This is a genomic window from Nocardia yamanashiensis NBRC 100130 (assembly GCF_001613325.1).
Taxonomy (GTDB): domain Bacteria; phylum Actinomycetota; class Actinomycetes; order Mycobacteriales; family Mycobacteriaceae; genus Nocardia; species Nocardia yamanashiensis.
Genome location: NZ_BDCD01000023.1, coordinates 23,851 through 44,775 on the forward strand (window position 1 = coordinate 23,851; position 20,925 = coordinate 44,775).

The window sequence follows — 20,925 nt, forward strand, 5'->3', positions numbered from 1 at the left end:
TGATGATGGTTGCGAAGGATTCCCACCGAGAGGAGCGATGATGACCCGGAACGAGACCGGCGAATTCCAGGGTGCGGGCGGCAAGATCTTCTGGCAGGGCTGGCTGCCGGACGGCGAACCGCGAGCGCTGGCGGTGATCGTGCACGGGTACGCGGAGCATTCGGGACGGTACGCGCATGTGGCGCAGCGGCTCACCGAGGCCGGGTTCGCGGTGTACGCCCTCGATCACACCGGGCACGGTAGGTCGGCGGGCGCGCGGGCGAATGTCGGATCGCTGGACGGCGCGGCCGACAATGTGACCACGCTGCTGAAGCTGGCGAGCGAGCGGCATCCGGGGCTGCCCAAGTTCGTGATCGGGCACAGCATGGGCGGGTTGACCAGCGCCTACCTGGCGACGCGCGGGCCGCTCGACATCGACGGCCTGGTGCTGTCCGGACCGGCCGTGGTGATCGACGCCGGCAATGCGGTGGAGCGCGCGGTGGCCCCGCTGCTGTCGCGGGTGCTGCCGAATCTCGGTGTGGTGAAACTGGATTCGAAGCTGGTCAGCCGTGACCCCGAGGTGGTGCGCGCCTACGACGAGGACCCGCTGGTGCATCACGGCGGCGTCCCGGCCCGGACCGCGGTCGAGATGCTGAAGGCGGGCGAGTTCGTCAAGACGCACCTGGACAAGCTGACGGTGCCGCTGCTGGTCCAGCACGGCAAAGCCGACGGGCTCGCCAATCCGGCGGGCGCGGACCTGTTCGAACAGGGGGCGGCGTCGCAGGACAAGACCGTCATCCGTTACGACGGGCTCTACCACGAGATCTACAACGAACCCGAGCAGGACAAGGTGCTCACCGATCTGGTGAATTGGCTGGAAGCGCACCTGCCCGCGTGAAACCGGCCGGGCCCGTCCTTCCTGGACGGGCCCGCTGTCATTTGTAGGTGCTCAGGCAGCTGGTCTCGCCGTCGAGCACGCCGGTCCGGAAGGCTTGCAGTCGAACGAATCCGCTGGCCACCACCTTGCCGTCGACATCCGCGGCGGCGATGCCGTCCGACAGCAGGCCGGAGACGGCTTCGTCGAGATCGTCGGCCGAGAGCTGCAAGGTGCTGCCCGGCTGGCTGAGCTTGGTGCTGAACGCCCCGGACAGGCAGGCGGTGCGCAGGCCTGCGGTATCGGCTCCGGTGAGGCCGAGCTTCCGATCCTGTTGCACGGCGAGCATGTAGCGGGATACGAAGACCACGAAGGCGTTGTAGTCACCGGCCACCATGGACGACAGCAGTTCGGTGTCGTCGTCCCCGCGGGCGCGTTTGGCCAGGGCGGTCACATCGGCGCCGATGGTGTTGGTCGCCGGGCAGTACGAGACCGGTTGCGTCGTAGTCACATTCGAGCACCTCTTGGTGACGCCGTTGTAGTCGAACCTGGGCGCGGACGTCACCGGGTAGTTGACGGCCAGGGCCTGCGCCACCTGCTCGAGCGAGCTGCGGTCCACGGTCAGCTGCGCGCCCTTCTCACCGAACCCGAAACTGGTCGGCAGGGTGCCGCGCCGCTGCTCCAATTCGGCGCGCGTCATGTTCTTGCACTTGGCGGCGCCGTCGGTGTACCCGATCTCGAAGGCGGTGACCCGCTCGAACCCGGTGCCGTGCTCGTTCTCCGAAGCGCCGGGCTCCTGATCCCGCACCGCCACGGCCGCGCCCAGCACGCCGTTGAGGCCATCGGTGGTGTTGATGGTGAAATGGCGGGAATTCCCTTCCGCCACATGGCGAATGAAGACCCCCGCGAAGCAGTCGGCCTGCTGTTCCTTCACCACGGTCGGCGTGAACAGGCCATTGAGCCGGGCCTGTTCCTGCACCGCGTGCCCGTACTCGTGGGCGAGGACGAACACGACCGACATATCGCCGAACTTCTTGCTCAGTTCCGGCAGCAGGACGCCGCGATCCCATCCGATGCTCTGGTCGAGCCCGCAGTACGCGGCATTGATTTCCTGGTAGGTGGATTCGCGGCAGAACTGGACGGACTGGCTGCGCCCGGCCCGGACATCCCAGGAGATGAACCGGCTCACCGGCGTGAACTTGCCCGGAAAGATCTTGGCGTACTCGGTGTTCCAGTACTCCTGCACATCCGCGATGGCATTGAGGGCGAGCCGGTCGACCGCGCCGCCGTCGCTGTTGTCCGCGGTGAGCGTGGCGTCCGGCACGCCCGAGCGCGGACCGCTGGGTCCGGTCGAGGATTCGGAACCGTTGAGCTCGAACGGATTTCCAGGATTTCCGGTCACCTGCTGGGAGCCGGACTCCGGTAGTAGATCACAGCCGGTGAGCGCCACCCCGAGCGTCAAAAGCACGACGGCACAACCCGCCCGCAGCCGCGACATCCGCATCTCGCCTCCCGAGTACCGCGACGGGACCCCTCCGATCCCGGGTACCCGGGACGGCGAGGCTCAGCTCCCGCGTCTTCGAGTATCCACCCTTTGATCGCTCAAAGTCGCAGTACCGCAACCACAGCGCGATGATCCGAGTCCGGGATGGTCAGCGATCGCACCTCGGTGGCGTGCCCGCCCGCCACCAGTACCTTGTCGATGCCGATGTGGGGGCCGCCGTACTCGCGTTCCGGCCAGGTCGGCAGCGCGCCCACGCCGACGAGTTCGCCGGCGTCGGCGTAGCGGCCGCGCAGGATGTCCCGGAAGGGCTTGTGGTCGTAGGTGGCATTGAAGTCGCCGCCGACGATGACCTGACCGGTCTGCTGGTCCAGGACTTCGCGGATGCGCGGCAGCTCCCGGCTCCAGGCGTCGAAGTCGAGATTCGGTGGCATGGGGTGGAATTGGAAGACCTGGACCGGGCCGCGGTCCGGGTGCAGCATGGTGGCCTGCACATTGCTCATCAGGAAGCCGTCCAGCTTGCGGCCGTCCTGGAGCGGGTAGCGGCTGAAGATGCCGCCGCCGGAACCGCCGCTCGCCGGGGCGGTGTAGGAATACGGGAGTTCGGTCTCGAGTCCGGCCGCGCGCAATCGCGCCAGCGCCTCGGGGGTGAGTTCCTCCAAGGTCAGCACCTCGATGCGGTTGTCCCGCACGGCTTTCACGACCGTGTCCACGTCGGCGTGACCGAACAGCAGATTCGATTGCATGACCGCCACGTCCACGCCGGGCGGGGCGCTGCCGTCGGGCCACAGCATGGGCAGCTGGGCCCACAGACCGGCCGCTACCGGCACCAGAGCGATTGCGGCGCTGCGCCATTGGCGGGCGAGGCCGAAGAGCACCAGCGCGATGACCGCGCCGACCATGAAGTACGACGCGAACGATGCGGCCAGCGCCAACAGCATCGTCGGCCACGTGAAGTAATGCAGCACCACCCCCGCGCTCCCCGCCGCGAAGGCGACCCACCCCAGCGCCGCCGTCGCGGTCCGCACTCGTCTTCGCCAAGGCGGAATCACCGAAATCCGTTCGGTCGGTTCCTCCGTGAACACCTGTCCTTGCACCGGCACCATGCCACCTCCCCTTCCGCGGCCACCCTACCGGAGCATCGAAAAGCCGCTGACCTGCGCGACCCGCCGGTAAATGGGCTGCATTCGGAGCGCCGTTCATGGCACAGTCGAAAGACGTGAGTGAATATCGCCGCCTGAACCAGGCAAATTGGGATCAGCGCGCGCCGCTGCACGCCGCCTCCGCCGACTACGCCATCGAGCATTTCCGGGACGACCCGTCCTTCCTCAGCGCCGTGGTGCGCTTCGATCTGCCGCTGCTCGGCGATATCCGCGGGCGGCGCGCGGTCCACCTGCAATGCCATATCGGCACCGATACCCTGTCGCTGGCGCGGCTCGGGGCGACGGTGACCGGGCTGGACTTCTCGCCCGCCTCCATCGCCGAGGCCCGGAAACTGGCCGAGGCCACCGGAACCGCCATCGAATTCGTGGAATCGGATGTGTACGAGGCGGTGAACGCGCTCGGCGCGAACGACTTCGATCTGGTCTACACCGGGGTCGGGGCGCTGTGCTGGCTGCCCGATATCCGGCGCTGGGCCGACACGGTGGCCGGACTGCTGCGACCCGGCGGACGGCTCTTCATCACCGAAGCGCACCCCGCGCTGTGGTCCATCGACGAAACCCGCCCGGAGGCGCTCGTCGTCGGCTTCCCCTACTTCGAAACCGCCGAACCCCTGGTCTGGGACGACGCCACCACCTACGTCGACACCGACGGCGTCCTGACCGCCACCACCACCCACGAATGGAACCACGGCCTCGGCGAGATCATCGGCGCCCTCCTGGCCGCCGACCTCGCCCTCACCGGCCTCGTCGAACACCGCAGCATCCCCTGGAACGCCCTGCCCAGCCACATGACCGAACACGACGGCCGCTGGCAACTCGCCGAACACCCCGAACGCCTGCCCCTGTCCTACACCCTGCAGGCCCGTAAACCGTTGTGAGAACCGCCGCCGTCCGCGGTCCGGGGCGCTGACGAATCACCAGCGGCTCGAGGGAACCGCGGGGCGATGGCCCGCGTCCGAGTCGATAGGTGCTCGAGCGAGGGAGGACTCCGATGGATGCGGAGCGGGCGGTGCAGGCGGCGCGGGACAGTCAGGGCGGGGCGGAGCGAGAACAGCTTCGGGTGTCGCACGGGTCGGTGGACGCGGATTATGTTCAGCGGCTGGAGCATTTCGAAGGGTGGTCGCACGAAGAGATCTATGCCGCTGTGCGGGAGATGAATCCGGGTGAGATGCATGCCGCCGCGGAAGCCTGGGTGAGTATCGGCAACAATCTCAGCGGCGCAGCGCCGCGGCTGCACATCCAGCTACAGAACATCCTCACCGACGGGTCGGCCGGTCATATCGCGGCTGCCGCCGATCGAGCCGCGCGCGAGTTCGTCCAGCAGATCCTCGATATCGCCGAGATCGCGCACAGCACCGGGCATCGCATGACCGCGGCTGCCTTCGGAGCCGAAGCGGTCCGCAGATCCGTTCCCCCGCCGCCCGGTACCGGTGCCTCCGACGCCGACCTCTCGGAAACCAGCACGACCTTCCTAGGTCTACTCCTCGGCACCACCGCCCCCGGCGACGCCCAACAGGCCGAGGCCTACCGTGAGGAGCAGTACCGGCTCGCTCTCGCGGCACTGGAAGCGAACTATGTTCCGATCTACCCACCAGCAGGCGCGGGCGTCCCCGCCTTCGCCGAGATCGAAATGCCCGCCGCTGGTACGGGTTCCGGTAACGCAGGAGCAGGATCCAGTACTCCGCCCGGAGTCTTCACAGGACCTGATGCAGTGGGCCACTCGGGAGTGGCGAGCGCACGCGAAGTCAGCGCGACTTCGTGCCGTACCCCACCCGAACCGAGCCGACCGTTCTCCGTATCCCCCGCGATCGGGGACCACGGCGACCCGACCGGGCCCGATGGTTCCACGAGTCCCGCTGCGTCAGGCCAGAATTCCGACCCGGGCACCGCGACCGCAAGCACCGGAGGCGGCAGCGGAGGCAGCTCCGGCGACATCTCTCCCGCTGCCGCAAGCACCGGCACTCCGAGCACACCCGGCGCCTCCTCACCCGGCTCGTACGGACTGCCCACCCCCTTCGACTCCCCGGGTTCCCGAACCAACCCATCGGCACCCATGGGCAATTCCGCGAATCCCTCCCGAACCTCCAGGGTTCCTGGAGCACCCGGTCTCAGCTACCCCGGCGCACCCACCGGAAAGCCCTCCGCCCCAAACCAACCCGCTGCCAGCGCCCGCACCCCATCCCCCGGAGCGGGCTATCTCCCCGGCATGTACGCCCCCGGCGCAGCCTCCGCCGCCAACGCCGAAGGCAGCCACCAGGCTCCGACCTGGCTGACCTGGCATCGCGACGAAGAACTCCTCGGCACCCCGCCTCCAGCCGTCCCCCCGGTCCTGGGATCCGAAATCCCCTCCGCCCGAACCGACCTCACCTCCGAGGAGCCGGAAACCCCATGAAATGGGAATTCACCCCCGACGAATTCATCCACCTCTGGCAAGAAACCGGCCAAGACCGCTATCCCCCACCCCTCCGCCTCCGCTCCTCCACCCGCTGGCGCGACGATCACGCCCGGCTCACCGCCACCCTGAACACCCGCTTCCCCACGGGCGCGGACCCGGATTTGACCGCCGCCCTTCGGGTTTCATCCAATCCCGACACCACCCTCACCCTCACCGGCATCCGCAACCACCCCCTCCGCACCTACGCCGCCCTCACCAACGGCGTAGCCGTCACCCTCGTCCAGCGTCCCTCCCCGCGCCCCGAAATCGGCGGCAACGTGATCATCGAAGCAGGCGCACCACCTCTGATCCCCTCCGTTTTCACCGCCGTCATGGGCGCGGCACAACCAGGCACCATCCAATCCGCCGTGACACCCGCACCCTCCACCGCGAAGCCCACGCACGTGACACCCGCGCGCCGGAGCATCACCGACACGAGAACCCCCGACCTGGCCCGCATCCTGCGCCTGGCCCACACCCGCCCCAGCGCCCGCGGCGACATAGCCGTCCACCGCAACCTCCGCACCGACCGCCCCGCTCCCCCGCGCTACCTGCACTGGTTCGACATCGCGAACGACGGCCGCTACACCGTCCACCACCGAGACGGCGACCTGCACATAGCCCCGTGCTCACCGGATACCTTGCGCCGGCACATCATTCAGCTACTCGGTGCCGACAGCTAGCGCTTTCAGCCGCCGAAGACCCGCTCCACCACCGTTTTCGCGCGGCGGGTGACGCGCATGTAGTGGTCGAGGAATTCGGAGCCGTCGTCGTTGGGCCAGCCGGCGACCTTGGCTACGGCGGACAGGAGGGTGCCGGGGCCGGGGAGTTGATCGGCGGGTTTGCCTCGGACCAGGACGAGGGCGTTGCGGGCTTTGGTGGCGGTCAGCCAGGCGTCGCGGAGCAGGGCGGCGTCTTCGGGGTCGATGAGGCCGGCGGTTTCGATGGCGGCAAGCGAGTCGAGGGTGGTGGTGTTGTGGAGGGTGGGGTGGGCGCCGGCGTGCTGGAGTTGCAGGAGCTGGACGGTCCATTCGATGTCGGCGAGGCCGCCGCGGCCGAGTTTGGTGTGGGTGGCCGGGTTGGCGCCGCGCGGGAGGCGTTCGGCGTCGACGCGGGCTTTGATGCGGCGGATTTCGCGGACGCCTTCGGGGGACATGCCGCCGGCGGGGTAGCGGATGGGGTCGACGGTGTGCAGGAAGCGGGTGCCCAGGTCGGGGTTGCCGGCTACGAAGCGGGCGCGCAGCAGGGCTTGGACTTCCCAGGACTGGGCCCACTGGGAGTAGTAGGCGGAGTAGGCGGCCAGGGTGCGGACCAGGGCGCCGTTGCGGCCTTCGGGACGCAGGCCCGCGTCGACTTGGAGCGGCGGGTCGGTGCTGGGGGCGCCGAGCAGGCGCTGGACCTGTTCGGCTACGCCGATGGCCCATTTCACGGCGACGGTCTCGTCCTCGCCGGGGCGCGGATCGCAGACGAACAGGACATCCGCGTCGGAGCCGTAGCCGAGTTCCATACCGCCCAGCCGGCCCATGCCGATCACGGCGAAATCGGCGGGAGCCGGTTTGCCGGATTCGACCTCGCCCGCGCGGATCACGGCTTGCAGGGCCGCTTCCAAGGTGGCGATCCAGACCGAGGACAGCGCTTCGCAGACCTGGGGGACGTCGAGCATGCCGAGCACATCGGCGGACGCGACGCGGGCCAGCTCGTGACGGCGCAGCGAACGGGCGGTGGCGACGGCGCGCTTGGGGTCGTCGTATCGGCCCGCACCGGAAAGGATTCCGCGTTTCACATCGCTGGGCTGGGTGGCCAGCAGCAACGGTCCGTCGGGACCGTCGGCGTACATGCGAATGGTCTCGGGCGCATTGATGAGCAGATCGGGCAGGTACGCCGACGAGCCCAGCACGATCATCAGGCGTTGCGCGATCGCGCCCTCGTCACGCAGTTCGCGCAGGAACCAGATCTCGTTGTCCAGCCCCTCGGAAACCCGCCGGTAAGCGAGCAGACCCGCATCGGGATTGGGTGTGTCGCCGAGCCATTCGAGCAGCGTCGGCAGCAGCAGCGCCTGAATGCGCCCCTTGCGCCCCACCTCGCCGGTGAGCGCCTTGAGATGCCCGAGCGCGTTCTCCGGCGCCGCGTAACCGAGCGCCGCCAGCTGCCGCACCGCGGCTTGCGGAGACAGCCGCAGCGCGTCCGCGTCCAGGCGCGCAATCGATTCCAGCAGCGGACGGTAGAAGAGCTTGGCGTGCAACCGCCGCACCCGCACCGCATTGCGCTTGATCTCGCTGGTCAGCACCCCCACCGCGTCCTGCCGCCCATCGGGCCGCATATGCGCCGCGCGCGCCAGCCAGCGCATGCCCTCTTCGTCCTCGGGCGCGGGCAACGTGTGGGTGCGCTTGAGTTTCTGCAGCTGCAAACGATGTTCGAGCAACCGCAGGAATTCGTAGGAGGCGGTCAGGTTGGCGGCATCGTCACGCCCGACATACCCGCCCGCCGCCAGCGCGGTCAGCGATTCCACCGTCCCCTGCACATGCAGCGACTCATCGGCCTTGCCGTGCACCAATTGCAGCAGCTGAACGGCGAATTCGACATCGCGCAGACTGCCGTGCCCGAGCTTCAGCTCACGCTCGCGCAGATCCGCCGGCACCAGGTCCTCGACCCGCCGCCGCATGGCCTGCACATCGGCCACGAAGTCGGGCCGCTCGGAGGCCGCCCACACCATCGGCATCAAGGCGTCGCGGTATTGCGCGCCGAGTTCGAGATCACCGGTGGCGGGCCGCATCTTGAGCAGCGCCTGGAACTCCCAGGTCCGCGCCCAGCGCTTGTAGTACGCGATATGCGATTCCAGGGTGCGCACCAGCGCCCCCGCCTTGCCCTCCGGCCGCAGCGCCGCGTCCACGTCGAAATACGCCGAACTGCCCACGCTCATCATCTCGGCGGCCAGCCGGGTGGCGGTGGTGTCGGCGGGTTCGGCGACGAAGATGACATCGACGTCGGACACGTAATTCAATTCCCGCGCACCGCATTTGCCCATGGCGATGACCGCCAGCCGCACCGGAACCGGCCGGTCGGCGCAGACCCGGGCCACCGCCACCGCCAGCGCCGCGGTCAGCGCCGCGTCGGCGAGATCGGTGAGATGCTGCCCCACCTGTTGGTACGGCAGTACCGGTTCGTTCTCAACGGTGGCCGCCAGATCGATGGCCGCCAGCAGCATGAGCTGATCGCGATACCGCTTGCGCAGCAACCCAACCGCTTCCGGCCCGGCGATCGCCGCGCGATACAGCATGGGCCCGGCGTTCGGCCCGGTCTCCGGCGTCGCCTGCACGGCATCGAGCAGCGCGGCGAGCACTTCCTTCCGCGAAGGCAGTTCCCGCTGGCGCAGCAGCTGCCAAGCACCCGGATCGGCCACGAGGTGATCGGCGAAGGCGCTGGAGGATCCGATGAGCGCCAGCAACCGCCCCCGGAACGCCACATCGGTGCGCAGGGCGGAATCGACCGCGGCCCAATCGCTTCCGAGCTTCTCCCGCAACCGGATGAGCGTCACCAGCGCCAGATCCGCATCGGGTGACCGCGACAGCGCCCACAGCAACGGCACGCTGTCCACGTTGTCCCACGCCAACTCTCGGAGCGAATCGGCCGCGGAAGGCTCTAATAGCCCGAGCCGCCCGACACCGGGAACCGCGGAACGAGTAGTCGGTGGCCGCACCATGCCATCAAATTACATGGCTCCCCCGCCTCTCCGCGTATCCGGCGCCGGGCCGAGAGCCGTACCCCCGTCCCATTCGCGTGCCGGCGGTCAGGTGCGTGGCAAGTCCTGGGCGTTCCCCAGGAGTTACCCGCAACTTACGAGATCAATCGTTACGCCGGCCGCAGGGCGGCCTTTACAGGCTCAGGTATTCCTTCAGCTCGTACGGCGTCACCTGGTTGCGGTAGCCCGCCCATTCGCGGCGCTTGTTGCGCAGGAAGAAGTCGAACACGTGCTCGCCCAGGGTCTCGGCGACCAGCTCGGACTTCTCCATGTTCTTCAGCGCCTCGTCCAGCGACGCGGGCAGCTCGCGGAAGCCCATGGCGCGGCGCTCGGCCGACGTCAGCGACCACACGTCGTCCTCGGCCTCCGGCGGCAGCGTGTAGCCCTTCTCGATACCGCGCAGACCGGCGGCCAGGATCACCGCGAACGCGAGGTACGGGTTGCAGGCCGAATCGGGGCTGCGGACCTCGACGCGGCGCGAGGACGACTTGTTCGGCGTGTACATCGGAACCCGCACCAGCGCGGAACGATTCGAGCGGCCCCACGAGGCGGCGGTCGGCGCTTCACCGCCGTGGATGAGCCGCTTGTAGGAGTTGACCCACTGGTTGGTGACGGCGCTGATCTCGTGCGCGTGCTCCAGGATGCCCGCGATGAACGCGCGCGCGGTGCCCGACAGGTTCAGCGGATCGTCCGGATCGGCGAAGGCGTTCTGCTCACCCTCGAACAGCGACATGTGGGTGTGCATGGCCGAACCGGGGTGATCGGCGAACGGCTTGGGCATGAAGCTGGCCCGCACGCCCTCGTCGATGGCCACTTCCTTGATCAGGTAGCGGAAGGTCATGACGTTGTCGGCCATGGACAGCGCGTCCGCGTAACGCAGATCGATCTCCTGCTGCCCGGGCGCGCCCTCGTGATGCGAGAACTCCACGGAGATGCCCATGGACTCCAGTGCGTCGATGGCGTGCCGGCGGAAGTTCGGCGCCTCGTCGTGCACGGCCTGATCGAAGAACCCGCCGTTGTCCACCGGAATCGGGTTGCCGGTGGCGTCCAGCCCGGCGCGGATCAGGAAGAACTCGATCTCCGGGTGCACGTAGCAGCTGAATCCGAGATCGGCCGCCTTGTTCAGCTGCCGCCGCAACACGTGCCGCGGATCCGCCCAGGACGGCGACCCGTCCGGCATGGCGATATCGCAGAACATGCGCGCGGAATGCTGATGCCCCTTGGAGGTGGACCACGGCAGCACCTGGAAGGTGGAGGGGTCCGGCTTGGCCACCATGTCCGCCTCGGACACCCGGGCAAACCCTTCGATGGCGGACCCGTCGAAGCCGATGCCCTCCTCGAAAGCCCCCTCGAGCTCGGCGGGAGCGATCGCCACCGACTTGAGATAGCCCAGTACATCGGTGAACCAGAGCCGCACGAAGCGAATGTCGCGCTCTTCGAGCGTGCGGAGGACGAATTCCTTCTGACGGTCCATGACCTGGACTGTAGGTGCGCGGAGTTAAATCCGTGTTACATGATTGGCGCGAACTTCAGCATGTAAGACCCGGACTGGGTTCTTTCAGGTCCACGAGGTAGGCGATCACCGGATCGTCGACGCACGCGACGCCCGACAACGACACCGTGTGTTGCGTGCCGCGATAGGTGATGAGCGATCCGCCCAGTTCCTTGGCCAGGTCCACGCCCGCCTGATACGGGGTGGCGGGGTCGTCGGTGGTGGAAATCACCACGGTCCTGGGCAGATCGTGAATCGAGAGGGCATGCGGGGTGGAGGTATTGGGCACGGGCCAGACCGCGCACACCTCGAGCGGCGCCGCGCCGGTGCCCTTGCCGTCGTCGAGGAACGGGGCGACGCGGCGGTATTCGGCGTCCTGGCGGGCGGCGACGGCGCGATCGGTGATCGCCGGGTCGTCGACGCAGCGGATGGCGTTGAAGGCGTCGGACTGGTTGTCGTAACTGCCGTCGGTGGCGCGCCCGTTGTAGTTGTCGGCCAGTTGCAGCAGGGTGTCGCCGCGGCCCTCGCGCAGTTCCTTCAGGCCCTGGGTGAGGCGGCCCCACATATTGTTCGAGTACAGCGTCTGTGTCACACCGGTTTTGGCGTCGAGATAGCTCAGGCCGCGCGGGTCCTTGGTCGGGACGATCTTGCCCCAGAGCGGATCCATCAGTTCGCGGTAGCGGGTGACCGATTGCGCCGGATCGGTGCCGAGCGGGCAATCGGCCTGTTTGGCGCAGTCGGCGGCGTAGGCCTCGAACACCTTCTGGAAGCTCGCGGCCTGCAGCACCGATTCCTGGACCGGATCCTGCTGCGGGTTCAGGGCGCCGTCGAGCACCAGGGCGCGCACGTTCTGCGGGAACTTCTCGGCATAGCTGTAGCCCAGGCGTGTGCCGTAGGAGTAGCCGACATAGCTGAGCTTGGGGTCACCGAGCGCGGCCCGGATGACATCCATGTCCTGCACCACTTCCGCGGTGCCGACGTGCGCGAGCAGATCCTTACCGCTGCGCTCGAGGCATTTGCTCGCGTAATCCTTGTTCTCGGCTTCCGAGGCGGCGATCCCGGCGGGCGAATTGTCCTCGGGCGCTTCGGCGCGCTCGGCGTCGTTCTCGGTGGCGGTCAGGCAGGTGATCGCGGGCAGCGAGGCGCCGATGCCGCGCGGATCGAAACCGATGCGGTCGAAGCGTTCCGCGAGCGCGGTGCCCTGGCCCTGTCCGACCATCGACAATCCGGACACCCCGGGCCCGCCCGGATTGAACAGCAGCGAACCGATCTTCTTACCGCTCGCCTTGACCCGGGAGAGGGCGATCTGCGCGGTGGCGCCGTCCGGATCGGCGTAGTCGATGGGAACCGTCACCCGGGTGCACTGCACGACCGGCGGCGCTTCACCGCCGGTGAACTCGTCGCAACTACCCCAGTCCAGCCGCTGGTCGTAGAACTTCTCCAGTCCCGCCGGAGCCGGTCCGGTCGGATTCCCGTCCACCACGGTCGAGCACGCGGCGGCCGCCATCGCCAGCACCGTCGCCAGCAGCGCGGCCCGGCCGGTTCGCATCAACGCCATGCACAGATGTTGGCATGTGAGGAATTGCATCCCCGAGCGGGGCGTCCGCGATGGCAGACTTAATCCGTCAGCAAAACCCGGGGACCCGATATGGGCCTCGAGGCCACGACGAAAGGGACGATGATGTCCGTATCCGATGCGGAAACCCCTGCTTACGGCGCTGCTCCCGCCGAGAAGAAGCCCAAGCGCAAGGTGCGCACGCACCATCTGCAGCAGATGAAGGCCGAAGGCGAGCGCTGGTCCATGCTCACCGCCTACGACTATTCGACCGCCCGACTGTTCGAAGAGGCCGGTATCCCGGTCCTGCTGGTCGGCGATTCCGCCGCCAATGTGGTGTACGGCTACGACACCACCGTCCCGATCACCGTCGACGAGCTCATTCCGCTGGTGCGCGGCGTGGTGCGCGGCGCCCCGCACGCCCTGGTGGTGGCGGATCTGCCGTTCGGCACCTACGAGTCCTCCCCCGAGCAGGCCCTGGCCACGGCCGTGCGGTTCATGAAGGAGGGCGGCGCGCACGCGGTCAAGCTGGAGGGCGGCGAGCGGGTGGCCGACACCATCGCCAAGCTGACCGCCGCCGGCATCCCGGTGATGGCGCACATCGGCTTCACCCCGCAGAGCGTGAACACCCTGGGCGGTTTCCGGGTGCAGGGCCGCGGCGACGGGGCCGAGCAGCTCATCGCCGATGCCATCGCGGTGCAGGAGGCCGGGGCCTTCTCGGTCGTGATGGAGATGGTGCCCGCCGAACTGGCCGGCCAGGTGACCCGCAAGCTGACCATTCCGACCATCGGCATCGGCGCCGGCGCGGATTGCGACGCGCAGGTGCTGGTCTGGCAGGACATGGCCGGGTACACCTCCGGCAAGACCGCCAAGTTCGTCAAGCGTTTCGCCGAGGTGGGCGCGCAATTGCGTTCCGCCGCCGCCGATTACGCGGACGAGGTGCGGCGCGGGACCTTCCCCGCCCAGGAGCACAGCTTCTGATCCGCCACACCTCTGACGAGAGTCGATAGCCGATGGCTATCGACTCTCTTTTTCTTGGCGGCCTTCACAGACCCCGGCCAGGTTTTGGTGGCAGACTCGAAGTCCAATGAGCCCGATCGACCAAAGGGATTACATGCACAGCCGTTGGATGAGCAGCCGCCGGACCCTGCGCGTGCCACTGCTGGCCGCCGCGGTGGCGGCCGTCGCGCTGACCGCCGCCTGCGGGGGGAACAACACCGGATCGTCACAGCCGCAGGGCTCTTCGACCACCGCGCCGGGCAGCAGCTCGGGCAAGCCGACCACCTCCGGCGGCGCGACCACGAGCAAGCCGAACGGCGGGCAGGTGACGGTGTCCGACGAGGCCGCCAAGAGCCTGTGCGATCTGCTGCGCCCGCAGCTCTCGGACTGGCGGGTGCAGGGCCCGACGCTGGGCAAGATCGCGCTCAACGCGACCGCGCACGAGTGGGCGCTGAAGAACGGCGGCATCAATATCCAGATGCTGGGCGACAAGGACGTGCTCGATCGCATCACCCAGGCCAACTGCTCGGACGTGCGCGATCAGGCGCTGTCGGCGCTGCAGATCCAGAGCCTGGCCCAGGGCGTGATCGGCTGATGCGAACCCTGTACCCGCCGATCGAACCTCATGAGCAGGGCGTGCTGGAGGTCGGGGACGGCCAGGGCATCTACTGGGAGGTCAGCGGTAATCCCGAGGGCAAGCCGGTGGTGTTCCTGCACGGTGGGCCGGGCGGCGGGACCGCGCCGTTCCACCGGCAGTTCTTCGATCCACAGGCGTACCGGATCGTGCTGTTCGATCAGCGCGGGTGCGGGAAGTCGGTGCCGCACATCGCCGACGGGGCGAGCCTAGAGACCAACACCACCTGGCATCTGGTGGCCGATATCGAAAGGCTGCGAAGGCATCTGGGCGTGGCGGCCTGGCAGGTGTTCGGCGGTTCCTGGGGTTCGACGCTGGCGCTGGCCTACGCGCAGACCCATCCGGAGCGGGTGACCGAACTGGTGCTGCGCGGGATTTTCCTGTTGCGGCGCAAGGAAATCGATTGGTACTACAATGGGGCCGCGGGGTTCGTGTACCCCGACGAGTGGGAGAAGTTCCTGGCGCCGGTGCCGGTGGCCGAACGCGGCGGCGACATGATCGAGATCTATCACCGGCTGCTGCACTCCCCCGATGCAAAACTCGCCACCGACGCGGCCGTCGCGTGGTCCACCTGGGAGGGCGCCACGAGTTCCCTCATGCCCCAACCGGATCGAGTCGCCGAAACCGCCGATCCGCGGTTCGCGCTGGCCTTCGCCACCATCGAGAACCACTACTTCCATAACTTCGGGTTCCTCGACGAGGGACAGCTGCTGCGCGATATCGACCGCATCGCACATATTCCCGGGGTCATCGTGCAGGGCCGCCACGACATGGTGTGCCCGGCCGTCAGCGCCTGGGATCTGCATCGGGCCTGGCCGAATTCGGAACTGCACCTGGTGCCCGATGCCGGTCACGCCGCCGCCGAACCAGGCATCACCCACCATCTGGTGGAAGCCACGGACAAGTACAGGAATTAGATGAGCACCACAGCCGGTCCCGCCCTGGTCGAAGCCCTCGCCTCCGACGTGGACCGGCTGTGTGAAGCCGAACCCGCTGTGCGCCAGGATCTTCCGGATTCGGTGCACAGCATGCGGGTCGCCACCCGGCGGCTGCGCAGCGTGCTCAAGTCCTACCGCCGGATCCTGCGGCGCAAGGCGGTCGGCGAGACCACCGACGAATTGCGCTGGCTGGCCGGGCTGCTCGGGGTGGCGCGCGATGCCGAGGTGCGGGCGGAACGGTTCGCGGCGCTGCTCGGCGAACAGGCCACCGCCTTCGACGGCGAGACCGTGCCGCTGGGCGAGAAGTCCACGCCCGAAAAGGATTTCGGCGCGGAACTGGTGGCGGCCGAGCGCCGGTTCTACGCCGGGGCACATCGCGCGGTGGTGGACGCCTTCGACAGCCGCCGTTACCACCTGATCACCGCACGACTGCACGCGCTCATCTCGGATCCGCCGCTGCGGACCGGTCATGCCGAGCAGCCCGCGGCGGACGTCTTCGCCGCGGTGCTGCGCTCGGACTTCCGGGACCTGCGGCGGCTGGTGCGCAACGAACCCGCGCCGGGCGCTCCGGACCGCATCGAGCATCTGCACGAGATCCGCAAGGCCGCAAAGCGTTTGCGTTATTCAGCGGAGGCCGCGGTGGCGGTGCTGGGCGATCCGGCCGCCCAACTGGCGCGCAACGCCAAGAAGCTACAGGGCGTGCTGGGCGATCATCGCGATGCCGTCGAAGCCCTGGAAACCCTGCGCACCCATGCCGCACACACCGACGAATCCGGTTTCCAGCGCATGTGCGATGCCGAGGAAGCCGCAGCGGCCAAAGCCCTGGAACAGTACCCGGCCGCCATCGAATTCCTCCGGCACCACCCGCTCACGGCCGCCTAGTTCAGATGCGCGCGTTCACCGTTCGGCGCCGACGTCACGTGCACCGCGGGCTCCTCCTTGTGCGCGGGCATGATCCGATCGATCCAGGCCAGCATGACCGCCGACACCACGAAGGTCAGATGGATGACGACGGGCCACAGGTAGCGGCCGCTGTGCCCGCCCGGATCGGCGTCCTGGGTGATGGCGATGAAGGACTTGAGCAGGTGGATCGAGGAGATGCCGACGATCGACATGGCCAGCTTCACCTTGATCACGTTCACGTTCACGTGCTCGAGCCATTCCGGCTGATCCGGATGCCCGTCGATGCGCAGCCGCGACACGAACGTCTCGTAGCCGCCCACGATCACCATGATCAGCAGGTTGGAGATCATGACCACGTCGATCAGGCCCAGCACCGCGAGCATGATGGTGGTCTCGGCATTGCCGTGCTCGAACAGCCCGGTCACCAGCACCCACAGCTCGCGCAGAAACTGCCAGACGTAAACCGCCTGCGCGACAATGAGTCCCAGGTACAGCGGCAGCTGCAGCCAGCGGCTCAGGAAGATGAAATAGCCGATGCCGCGCGGCTGCGCGGGTACGGCGCGGGAATGCGGAAATGCCATGGGCTCAATGAAGCACGGCGGAAATCACGCGGACATCAGCCGCGGATCACGGGCCGCCGCGCCAGGCCGTCACATATCCGGAAATGATGTCGTCCTGATCCGAAGCTGAGCGGGCCGCTGTTGAATTCGGCCCGTGCAACACGCAATGCAGAAGAAGCGCGGCGGGCCGTTCTGGACGGTCGCGCTCGTCTTGGTGACCATTGCCGGTCTGGTCGTGGCCCTGTCCACCTACTCCGTCGGCCGCTCCCGGTCCGAGACCGGCCATCTGTTCGGGAACACCGCGACCGAGGACCGGGTGGATCTGGGCATCTGGGTCGGCAAGATCGATCCGGCCACCCAGACCGCGACCGTCGAGGTGCTGGCGCAACCGCGCGGCGCGCTCGCCGACAAGTCCGGGTTCTTCACCAAGGACGCGCTCGTCTATACCTCGGCGCTCAAGGCCGATCCGATCAAAATCAAAGCGGGTGAGCCGATCTCGGCGGCCGAGGTGAAGGTGGTCGTCGAAGGCACCATCACCGACTACCCGTTCGATTCCTACCAGGCGCTGCTGGCCTTCGACGTGTACAGCGACGACCAGCGGCTCCCCGTCGCCGCCACCGTCACCAGCGGCGACACCCTGTTCGAGCTGGCGGAAAGCCCCCAGCCCGGCGTGGAGGCGGGCATCGACATCACCGTGCACGCCACCCGGTCGCTGCCCACGCTGGTGTTCGCGCTCTTCATCATGATGCTCATGCTGGGGCTGGCGCTGGCCGCCGCGACCGCCTGCTTCTATGTGCTGAAGGGCCGGCGCGGGCTGATGTTCCCGGCCTGCTCGATGATGGGCGCGCTGCTGTTCGCGCTGGTGCCGTTGCGCAATGCGGTGCCGGGGAGTCCGCCGATCGGTTCGGTCATCGACTTCGCGTCGTTCTTCCTGGCCGAGGGGATCATCTCGGCGGCGCTGGTGGGTTCGGTGGTGATCGGCTACCGGGTGGAGGTGGCCAAGGAGCGGGAGGAGGAACGCAAGAAGGCCCAGGCCGAGCTGGAGCGGCAGCAGGCGAGGCAGCATCAGCAGTACGGCGATCCGTACCGGATGCCGACGCACCGGTAGGGGCGCTAGGCGGATTCCGCGTCCGGATAGGCGAAGGTGACGGTGCGGGTCGCCGGGTCCGACACCGCCAGCACGACTTTCACGTGCTGACCTTCCGGCGGATTGCCGGTGCATTTGGCCAGTACCGGCGGATCGGCGATGAAGATCTCGGCCGGGCGGCTGCCATTGGCTTCGCGGACCACGATGGCGTCGAACCCGGTGTGCAGGCGCGGGGCGAGCACGGTCGCCTCGGTGAGGTCGATGCAGGCGCGTTCCACCTTGTTCGCGACGGCGTCGGCGCGCCGCATGGATTCGGTCACCGGGGCCAGGCCCTCGCGAACCCATTGCGGGACCGGGGCGTTCGCGCAGTGCGCCAGGCAGATCTCGGTGGCGTAGCGATCGGCCAGGCGGCGCAGCGGGGCGGTCACGTGCGCGTAGGGCGCGCCGATCCCGCTGTGCTGCACGGTGTCCGGCGCCTGACCGTTGAGGATGGTGTAGCTCGCGCCGCGCAGCAGGCCGGTGGCTTCGGACATGAGCACCAGTGCGGGCGGGGTATTGGGATCCAGGCCCGCCAGCATGCGCCCGGCGGAGACGTCGGCGGGCCAGGCCACGCCGACCGCGGCGGCCGTGCGGCGCATGGATTCGATGGCGGCGGCGGGCGGCGGCGGCATGGTGCGCAGCAGGCCGATATGCTCCTCGCCCTTGCCGTCGAGCATGATTCGCGCCGCGCACATGCCGGTGAGCAGCGACACCTGCTCGTTCCAGTCGTCGGCGGCGGTGCGCGGTTCCAGCACCAGCTGCCAGTGATCGACCCCGCCGGAACCGTTCTCGTCGCGGATCACGCTCTGCGAGGGCAGGCGCAGATTGATCGCCCCGCGCGCCAATCCGGATTCGATGCGCAGCCGCCCGAATTCGGGCAGGGCGGCAATGGAGGGATGCAGCCGCCCGGCCTCCGCGTCGGCCTGCACTCCCGCGTAATCGAGCCGCGCCCGGGAACGCACCAGGGCGCGCGTCACCGCATACGTTCGCGGTTCGGCCCGCTCATCCAATTCGATGGTCCACAATGCGGCCGGCCGATCCACTTCGGGCAGCAGGCTGGCGCGATCCTCGGACAGCACGTGCGGATGCAGCGGCACCGTACCGTCGGGAAAGTAGAAAGTCTGTCCGCGGACCAGGGATTCGCGCGCGAGTGCGCCATCGGTTCTCACGAAGGCGGCGACATCGGCGATCGCGTAATGCAACCGGAAGCCGTCGGGGGTTTTCTCCAGATGCAGCGCCTGGTCCAGATCCATGGCGCCGGGTGGATCGATGGTGACCAGCGGAATATCACGCCGATCGAGCCGAGTACCCGCGAACTCGTCCACCGCGTCGCGGGCCTCGGAGACCGCCCCGGAGGGATACTCCGGGGCGAGTCCGAATTCGGTTCGGACGGCGCCGAAATCGACCGGCGCCGAAACGATCCGCTGATGTAGTTCCACGAGTGGAAGCTACTCCTACTGCAGCGCCAGCATGGTGCCGTTCAACGTGTCGAACGGACCATAGACGGTGAAGACGACCCGGCCCTCGGGGTACTGCGACGACAACGCCGCCGCGGAATCCAGCGCCTGTCCGAACGAGGCGGCCGAGGCGTGCGGCAGACCCGCGATCGCCTGCCCGATGTGGGAATTCGCCACCCACTGGGTGTCCGCCGGGGTGAGATCGACCTGCACCCCACCCGGCAGCGGGGTCACCGAGAACGCCGAAGCGGAACCGGCACCCAGCACAACGGAAGCAGCAGCGGCGAGGAGCGCACCCGCTGCCAACTTGCGAGCAATTCGCATTTAGACGAGACCTGCTTTCCGACGATTGTTGAAGCCCTTCGCCCGTTGCCCGTGCGCAACGGAACTTTCCAACGCGCAACACTTTATGACGCCGATCACGTTCGGGGCTAGTTCCGAGTAGATCGCCAGCTCGACACGCCGTGCCGCGCCGATACACGCCAAGTGACGCGCCGCTATTGTCATCCAACCCGGCGGTCTGCGCACACCGGGACGCGAGCGGTGTCGGTCACGCCGCCCGGAATGGCGATAGCTGCTGGTACTTCGGTGATGCGCGACGGCTATCGATCGCGCAGGCCGCCCGGGAGCGCGGCGGACAGGAATTTGAGCAGATAGGCGATGGCGAAAAGCACCAGTACCGCCAGGGGCTGGATCAGCAGGGACATCGTCCCGTCCTCATCTTTCGTCGGACTGTTCTTCTTCGGGGGGCGCGGCGGCGGCGCCGGCGTCGCGCGGATGGTCCAGGAAACGCAGTAGTTCCACCGGGAACGGCAGCACCAGCGTCGAATTCTTTTCCGCCGCAACCTGGACCACGGTTTCCAGGAAGCGCAATTGCAGCGCGGCCGGCGCTTCGGCCATGCGCGCGCCCGCTTCGGCGAGCTTCTCCGAGGCCTGGAGTTCGCCTTCGGCGGAGATGACGCGGGCGCGGCGTTCGCGTTCGGCTTCGGCCTGGCGCGACATGGAGCGCTTCATCGAATCCGGCAGCGCCACATCCTTGATCTCCACCCGGTCGATGTGCACGCCCCAGCCGAGTGCGGGGCTGTCGATCATCAATTCCAGGCCCTTGTTGAGCTGTTCGCGATTGGAGAGCAGATCGTCGAGTTCGCTCTTGCCGATGACGGAGCGCAACGAGGTCTGCGCGACCTGACCGACGGCGAACAGATAGTTCTCCACCTCCACCACGGCGCGCACCGGATCGATCACCCGGAAATACACCACGGCGTCCACCCGGACGGTCACATTGTCGCGGGTGATGCCTTCCTGCGCGGGCACCGGCATGGTGACGACCTGCATGGAGACTTTCTCCATCCGGTCCACGCCGGGAATCAGCATGCGCAGTCCCGGATCGCGCACGGCGCGCACCCGGCCGAGCCGGAATACCAGTCCGCGTTCGTATTGGGCGACCACCCGAATCGAAGCCAATGTCACCACGGCGGCCGTGACGACGAGAACCGCCAGTACGGCGAGAAGGGCAAACAGAACGTCCATTGTTCGCTCCGCGAATATGCTGCGGTGCCACGGACATCCGT

18 protein-coding genes are annotated in these 20,925 nt (G+C 67.9%); 9 read left to right on the forward strand and 9 right to left on the reverse strand.

What is annotated here, in order from left to right; translation table 11 throughout:
* The first annotated feature begins 40 nt into the window (after positions 1–40).
* Positions 41–877 (forward strand): alpha/beta hydrolase, encoded by an 837-nt coding sequence (locus tag NY1_RS26890; protein ID WP_067719568.1) that lies wholly within the window; start codon positions 41–43, stop codon positions 875–877.
* Between the two features lie 37 nt (positions 878–914).
* On the opposite strand, the gene NY1_RS26895 is transcribed toward NY1_RS26890, so the two are convergent.
* Both NY1_RS26895 and NY1_RS26900 read right to left on the reverse strand, forming a co-directional pair.
* Positions 915–2,357, reverse strand: coding sequence for a neutral zinc metallopeptidase (locus NY1_RS26895; protein ID WP_157762496.1), 1,443 nt, complete (start codon positions 2,355–2,357; stop codon positions 915–917).
* A 98-nt stretch (positions 2,358–2,455) separates the two neighbouring features.
* Positions 2,456–3,460: an endonuclease/exonuclease/phosphatase family protein gene (locus NY1_RS26900; protein ID WP_233434500.1), complete on the reverse strand. Its 1,005-nt coding sequence runs from the start codon at positions 3,458–3,460 to the stop codon at positions 2,456–2,458.
* 95 nt (positions 3,461–3,555) lie between these two features.
* Between NY1_RS26900 and NY1_RS26905 the strand changes: the two genes are divergently transcribed.
* The 3 genes from NY1_RS26905 to NY1_RS26915 all read left to right on the forward strand — a co-directional run bounded on the left by NY1_RS26905 (position 3,556) and on the right by NY1_RS26915 (position 6,634).
* Positions 3,556–4,395 (forward strand): class I SAM-dependent methyltransferase, encoded by an 840-nt coding sequence (locus tag NY1_RS26905; RefSeq protein WP_218028428.1) that lies wholly within the window; start codon positions 3,556–3,558, stop codon positions 4,393–4,395.
* A 113-nt stretch (positions 4,396–4,508) separates the two neighbouring features.
* A complete protein-coding gene (locus tag NY1_RS43170; RefSeq protein WP_157762497.1) occupies positions 4,509–5,909 on the forward strand; it encodes a hypothetical protein in 1,401 nt (466 codons plus the stop codon).
* Complete coding sequence (locus tag NY1_RS26915) at positions 5,906–6,634, forward strand: ESX secretion-associated protein EspG (RefSeq protein WP_067719163.1); 729 nt, start codon at positions 5,906–5,908, stop codon at positions 6,632–6,634. Before NY1_RS43170 ends, NY1_RS26915 begins: the two co-directional genes overlap by 4 nt.
* Positions 6,635–6,639: 5 nt before the next feature.
* On the opposite strand, the gene NY1_RS26920 is transcribed toward NY1_RS26915, so the two are convergent.
* The 3 genes from NY1_RS26920 to NY1_RS26930 all read right to left on the reverse strand — a co-directional run bounded on the left by NY1_RS26920 (position 6,640) and on the right by NY1_RS26930 (position 12,740).
* A complete protein-coding gene (locus NY1_RS26920; RefSeq protein WP_067719166.1) occupies positions 6,640–9,651 on the reverse strand; it encodes a bifunctional [glutamine synthetase] adenylyltransferase/[glutamine synthetase]-adenylyl-L-tyrosine phosphorylase in 3,012 nt (1,003 codons plus the stop codon).
* Positions 9,652–9,823: 172 nt separating this feature from the next.
* A complete protein-coding gene (locus NY1_RS26925; RefSeq protein WP_067719168.1) occupies positions 9,824–11,164 on the reverse strand; it encodes a glutamine synthetase family protein in 1,341 nt (446 codons plus the stop codon).
* Positions 11,165–11,219: 55 nt separating this feature from the next.
* Positions 11,220–12,740: an alpha/beta hydrolase gene (locus NY1_RS26930; protein WP_084535400.1), complete on the reverse strand. Its 1,521-nt coding sequence runs from the start codon at positions 12,738–12,740 to the stop codon at positions 11,220–11,222.
* A gap of 123 nt (positions 12,741–12,863) precedes the next feature.
* On the opposite strand from NY1_RS26930, the gene panB reads away from it, so the two are divergent.
* The 4 genes from panB to NY1_RS26950 all read left to right on the forward strand — a co-directional run bounded on the left by panB (position 12,864) and on the right by NY1_RS26950 (position 16,190).
* Positions 12,864–13,718 carry a 3-methyl-2-oxobutanoate hydroxymethyltransferase gene (panB, locus tag NY1_RS26935; RefSeq protein ID WP_067719578.1) on the forward strand — a complete coding sequence of 285 codons (855 nt, stop codon included), beginning with the start codon at positions 12,864–12,866 and terminating at the stop codon, positions 13,716–13,718.
* Between the two features lie 148 nt (positions 13,719–13,866).
* On the forward strand, positions 13,867–14,331 hold the full coding sequence (locus tag NY1_RS43800; RefSeq protein ID WP_233434501.1) for a hypothetical protein: 465 nt from the start codon (positions 13,867–13,869) through the stop codon (positions 14,329–14,331).
* Complete coding sequence (gene pip, locus NY1_RS26945; protein WP_067719175.1) at positions 14,331–15,287, forward strand: prolyl aminopeptidase; 957 nt, start codon at positions 14,331–14,333, stop codon at positions 15,285–15,287. The genes NY1_RS43800 and pip overlap by 1 nt, the downstream gene beginning before the upstream one ends.
* Positions 15,288–16,190 (forward strand): CHAD domain-containing protein, encoded by a 903-nt coding sequence (locus NY1_RS26950; RefSeq protein ID WP_067719178.1) that lies wholly within the window; start codon positions 15,288–15,290, stop codon positions 16,188–16,190.
* Here the strand turns inward: NY1_RS26950 and NY1_RS26955 are convergent.
* On the reverse strand, positions 16,187–16,792 hold the full coding sequence (locus tag NY1_RS26955) for a TIGR00645 family protein (protein WP_067719181.1): 606 nt from the start codon (positions 16,790–16,792) through the stop codon (positions 16,187–16,189). The genes NY1_RS26950 and NY1_RS26955 overlap by 4 nt on opposite strands.
* A gap of 133 nt (positions 16,793–16,925) precedes the next feature.
* On the opposite strand from NY1_RS26955, the gene NY1_RS26960 reads away from it, so the two are divergent.
* Positions 16,926–17,879, forward strand: a complete 954-nt coding sequence (locus tag NY1_RS26960; protein WP_267888449.1) for a DUF4436 family protein — start codon at positions 16,926–16,928, stop codon at positions 17,877–17,879.
* A gap of 5 nt (positions 17,880–17,884) precedes the next feature.
* Here the strand turns inward: NY1_RS26960 and NY1_RS26965 are convergent, their stop codons facing one another.
* The 3 genes from NY1_RS26965 to NY1_RS26975 all read right to left on the reverse strand — a co-directional run bounded on the left by NY1_RS26965 (position 17,885) and on the right by NY1_RS26975 (position 20,884).
* A complete protein-coding gene (locus NY1_RS26965) occupies positions 17,885–19,336 on the reverse strand; it encodes an RNB domain-containing ribonuclease (protein ID WP_067719187.1) in 1,452 nt (483 codons plus the stop codon).
* 15 nt (positions 19,337–19,351) lie between these two features.
* Entirely contained in the window at positions 19,352–19,678 is a 327-nt protein-coding gene (locus tag NY1_RS26970) for a hypothetical protein (protein ID WP_067719190.1), read from the reverse strand.
* 393 nt (positions 19,679–20,071) lie between these two features.
* On the reverse strand, positions 20,072–20,884 hold the full coding sequence (locus tag NY1_RS26975; protein ID WP_067719192.1) for a slipin family protein: 813 nt from the start codon (positions 20,882–20,884) through the stop codon (positions 20,072–20,074).
* Between the last annotated feature and the right edge of the window lie 41 nt (positions 20,885–20,925).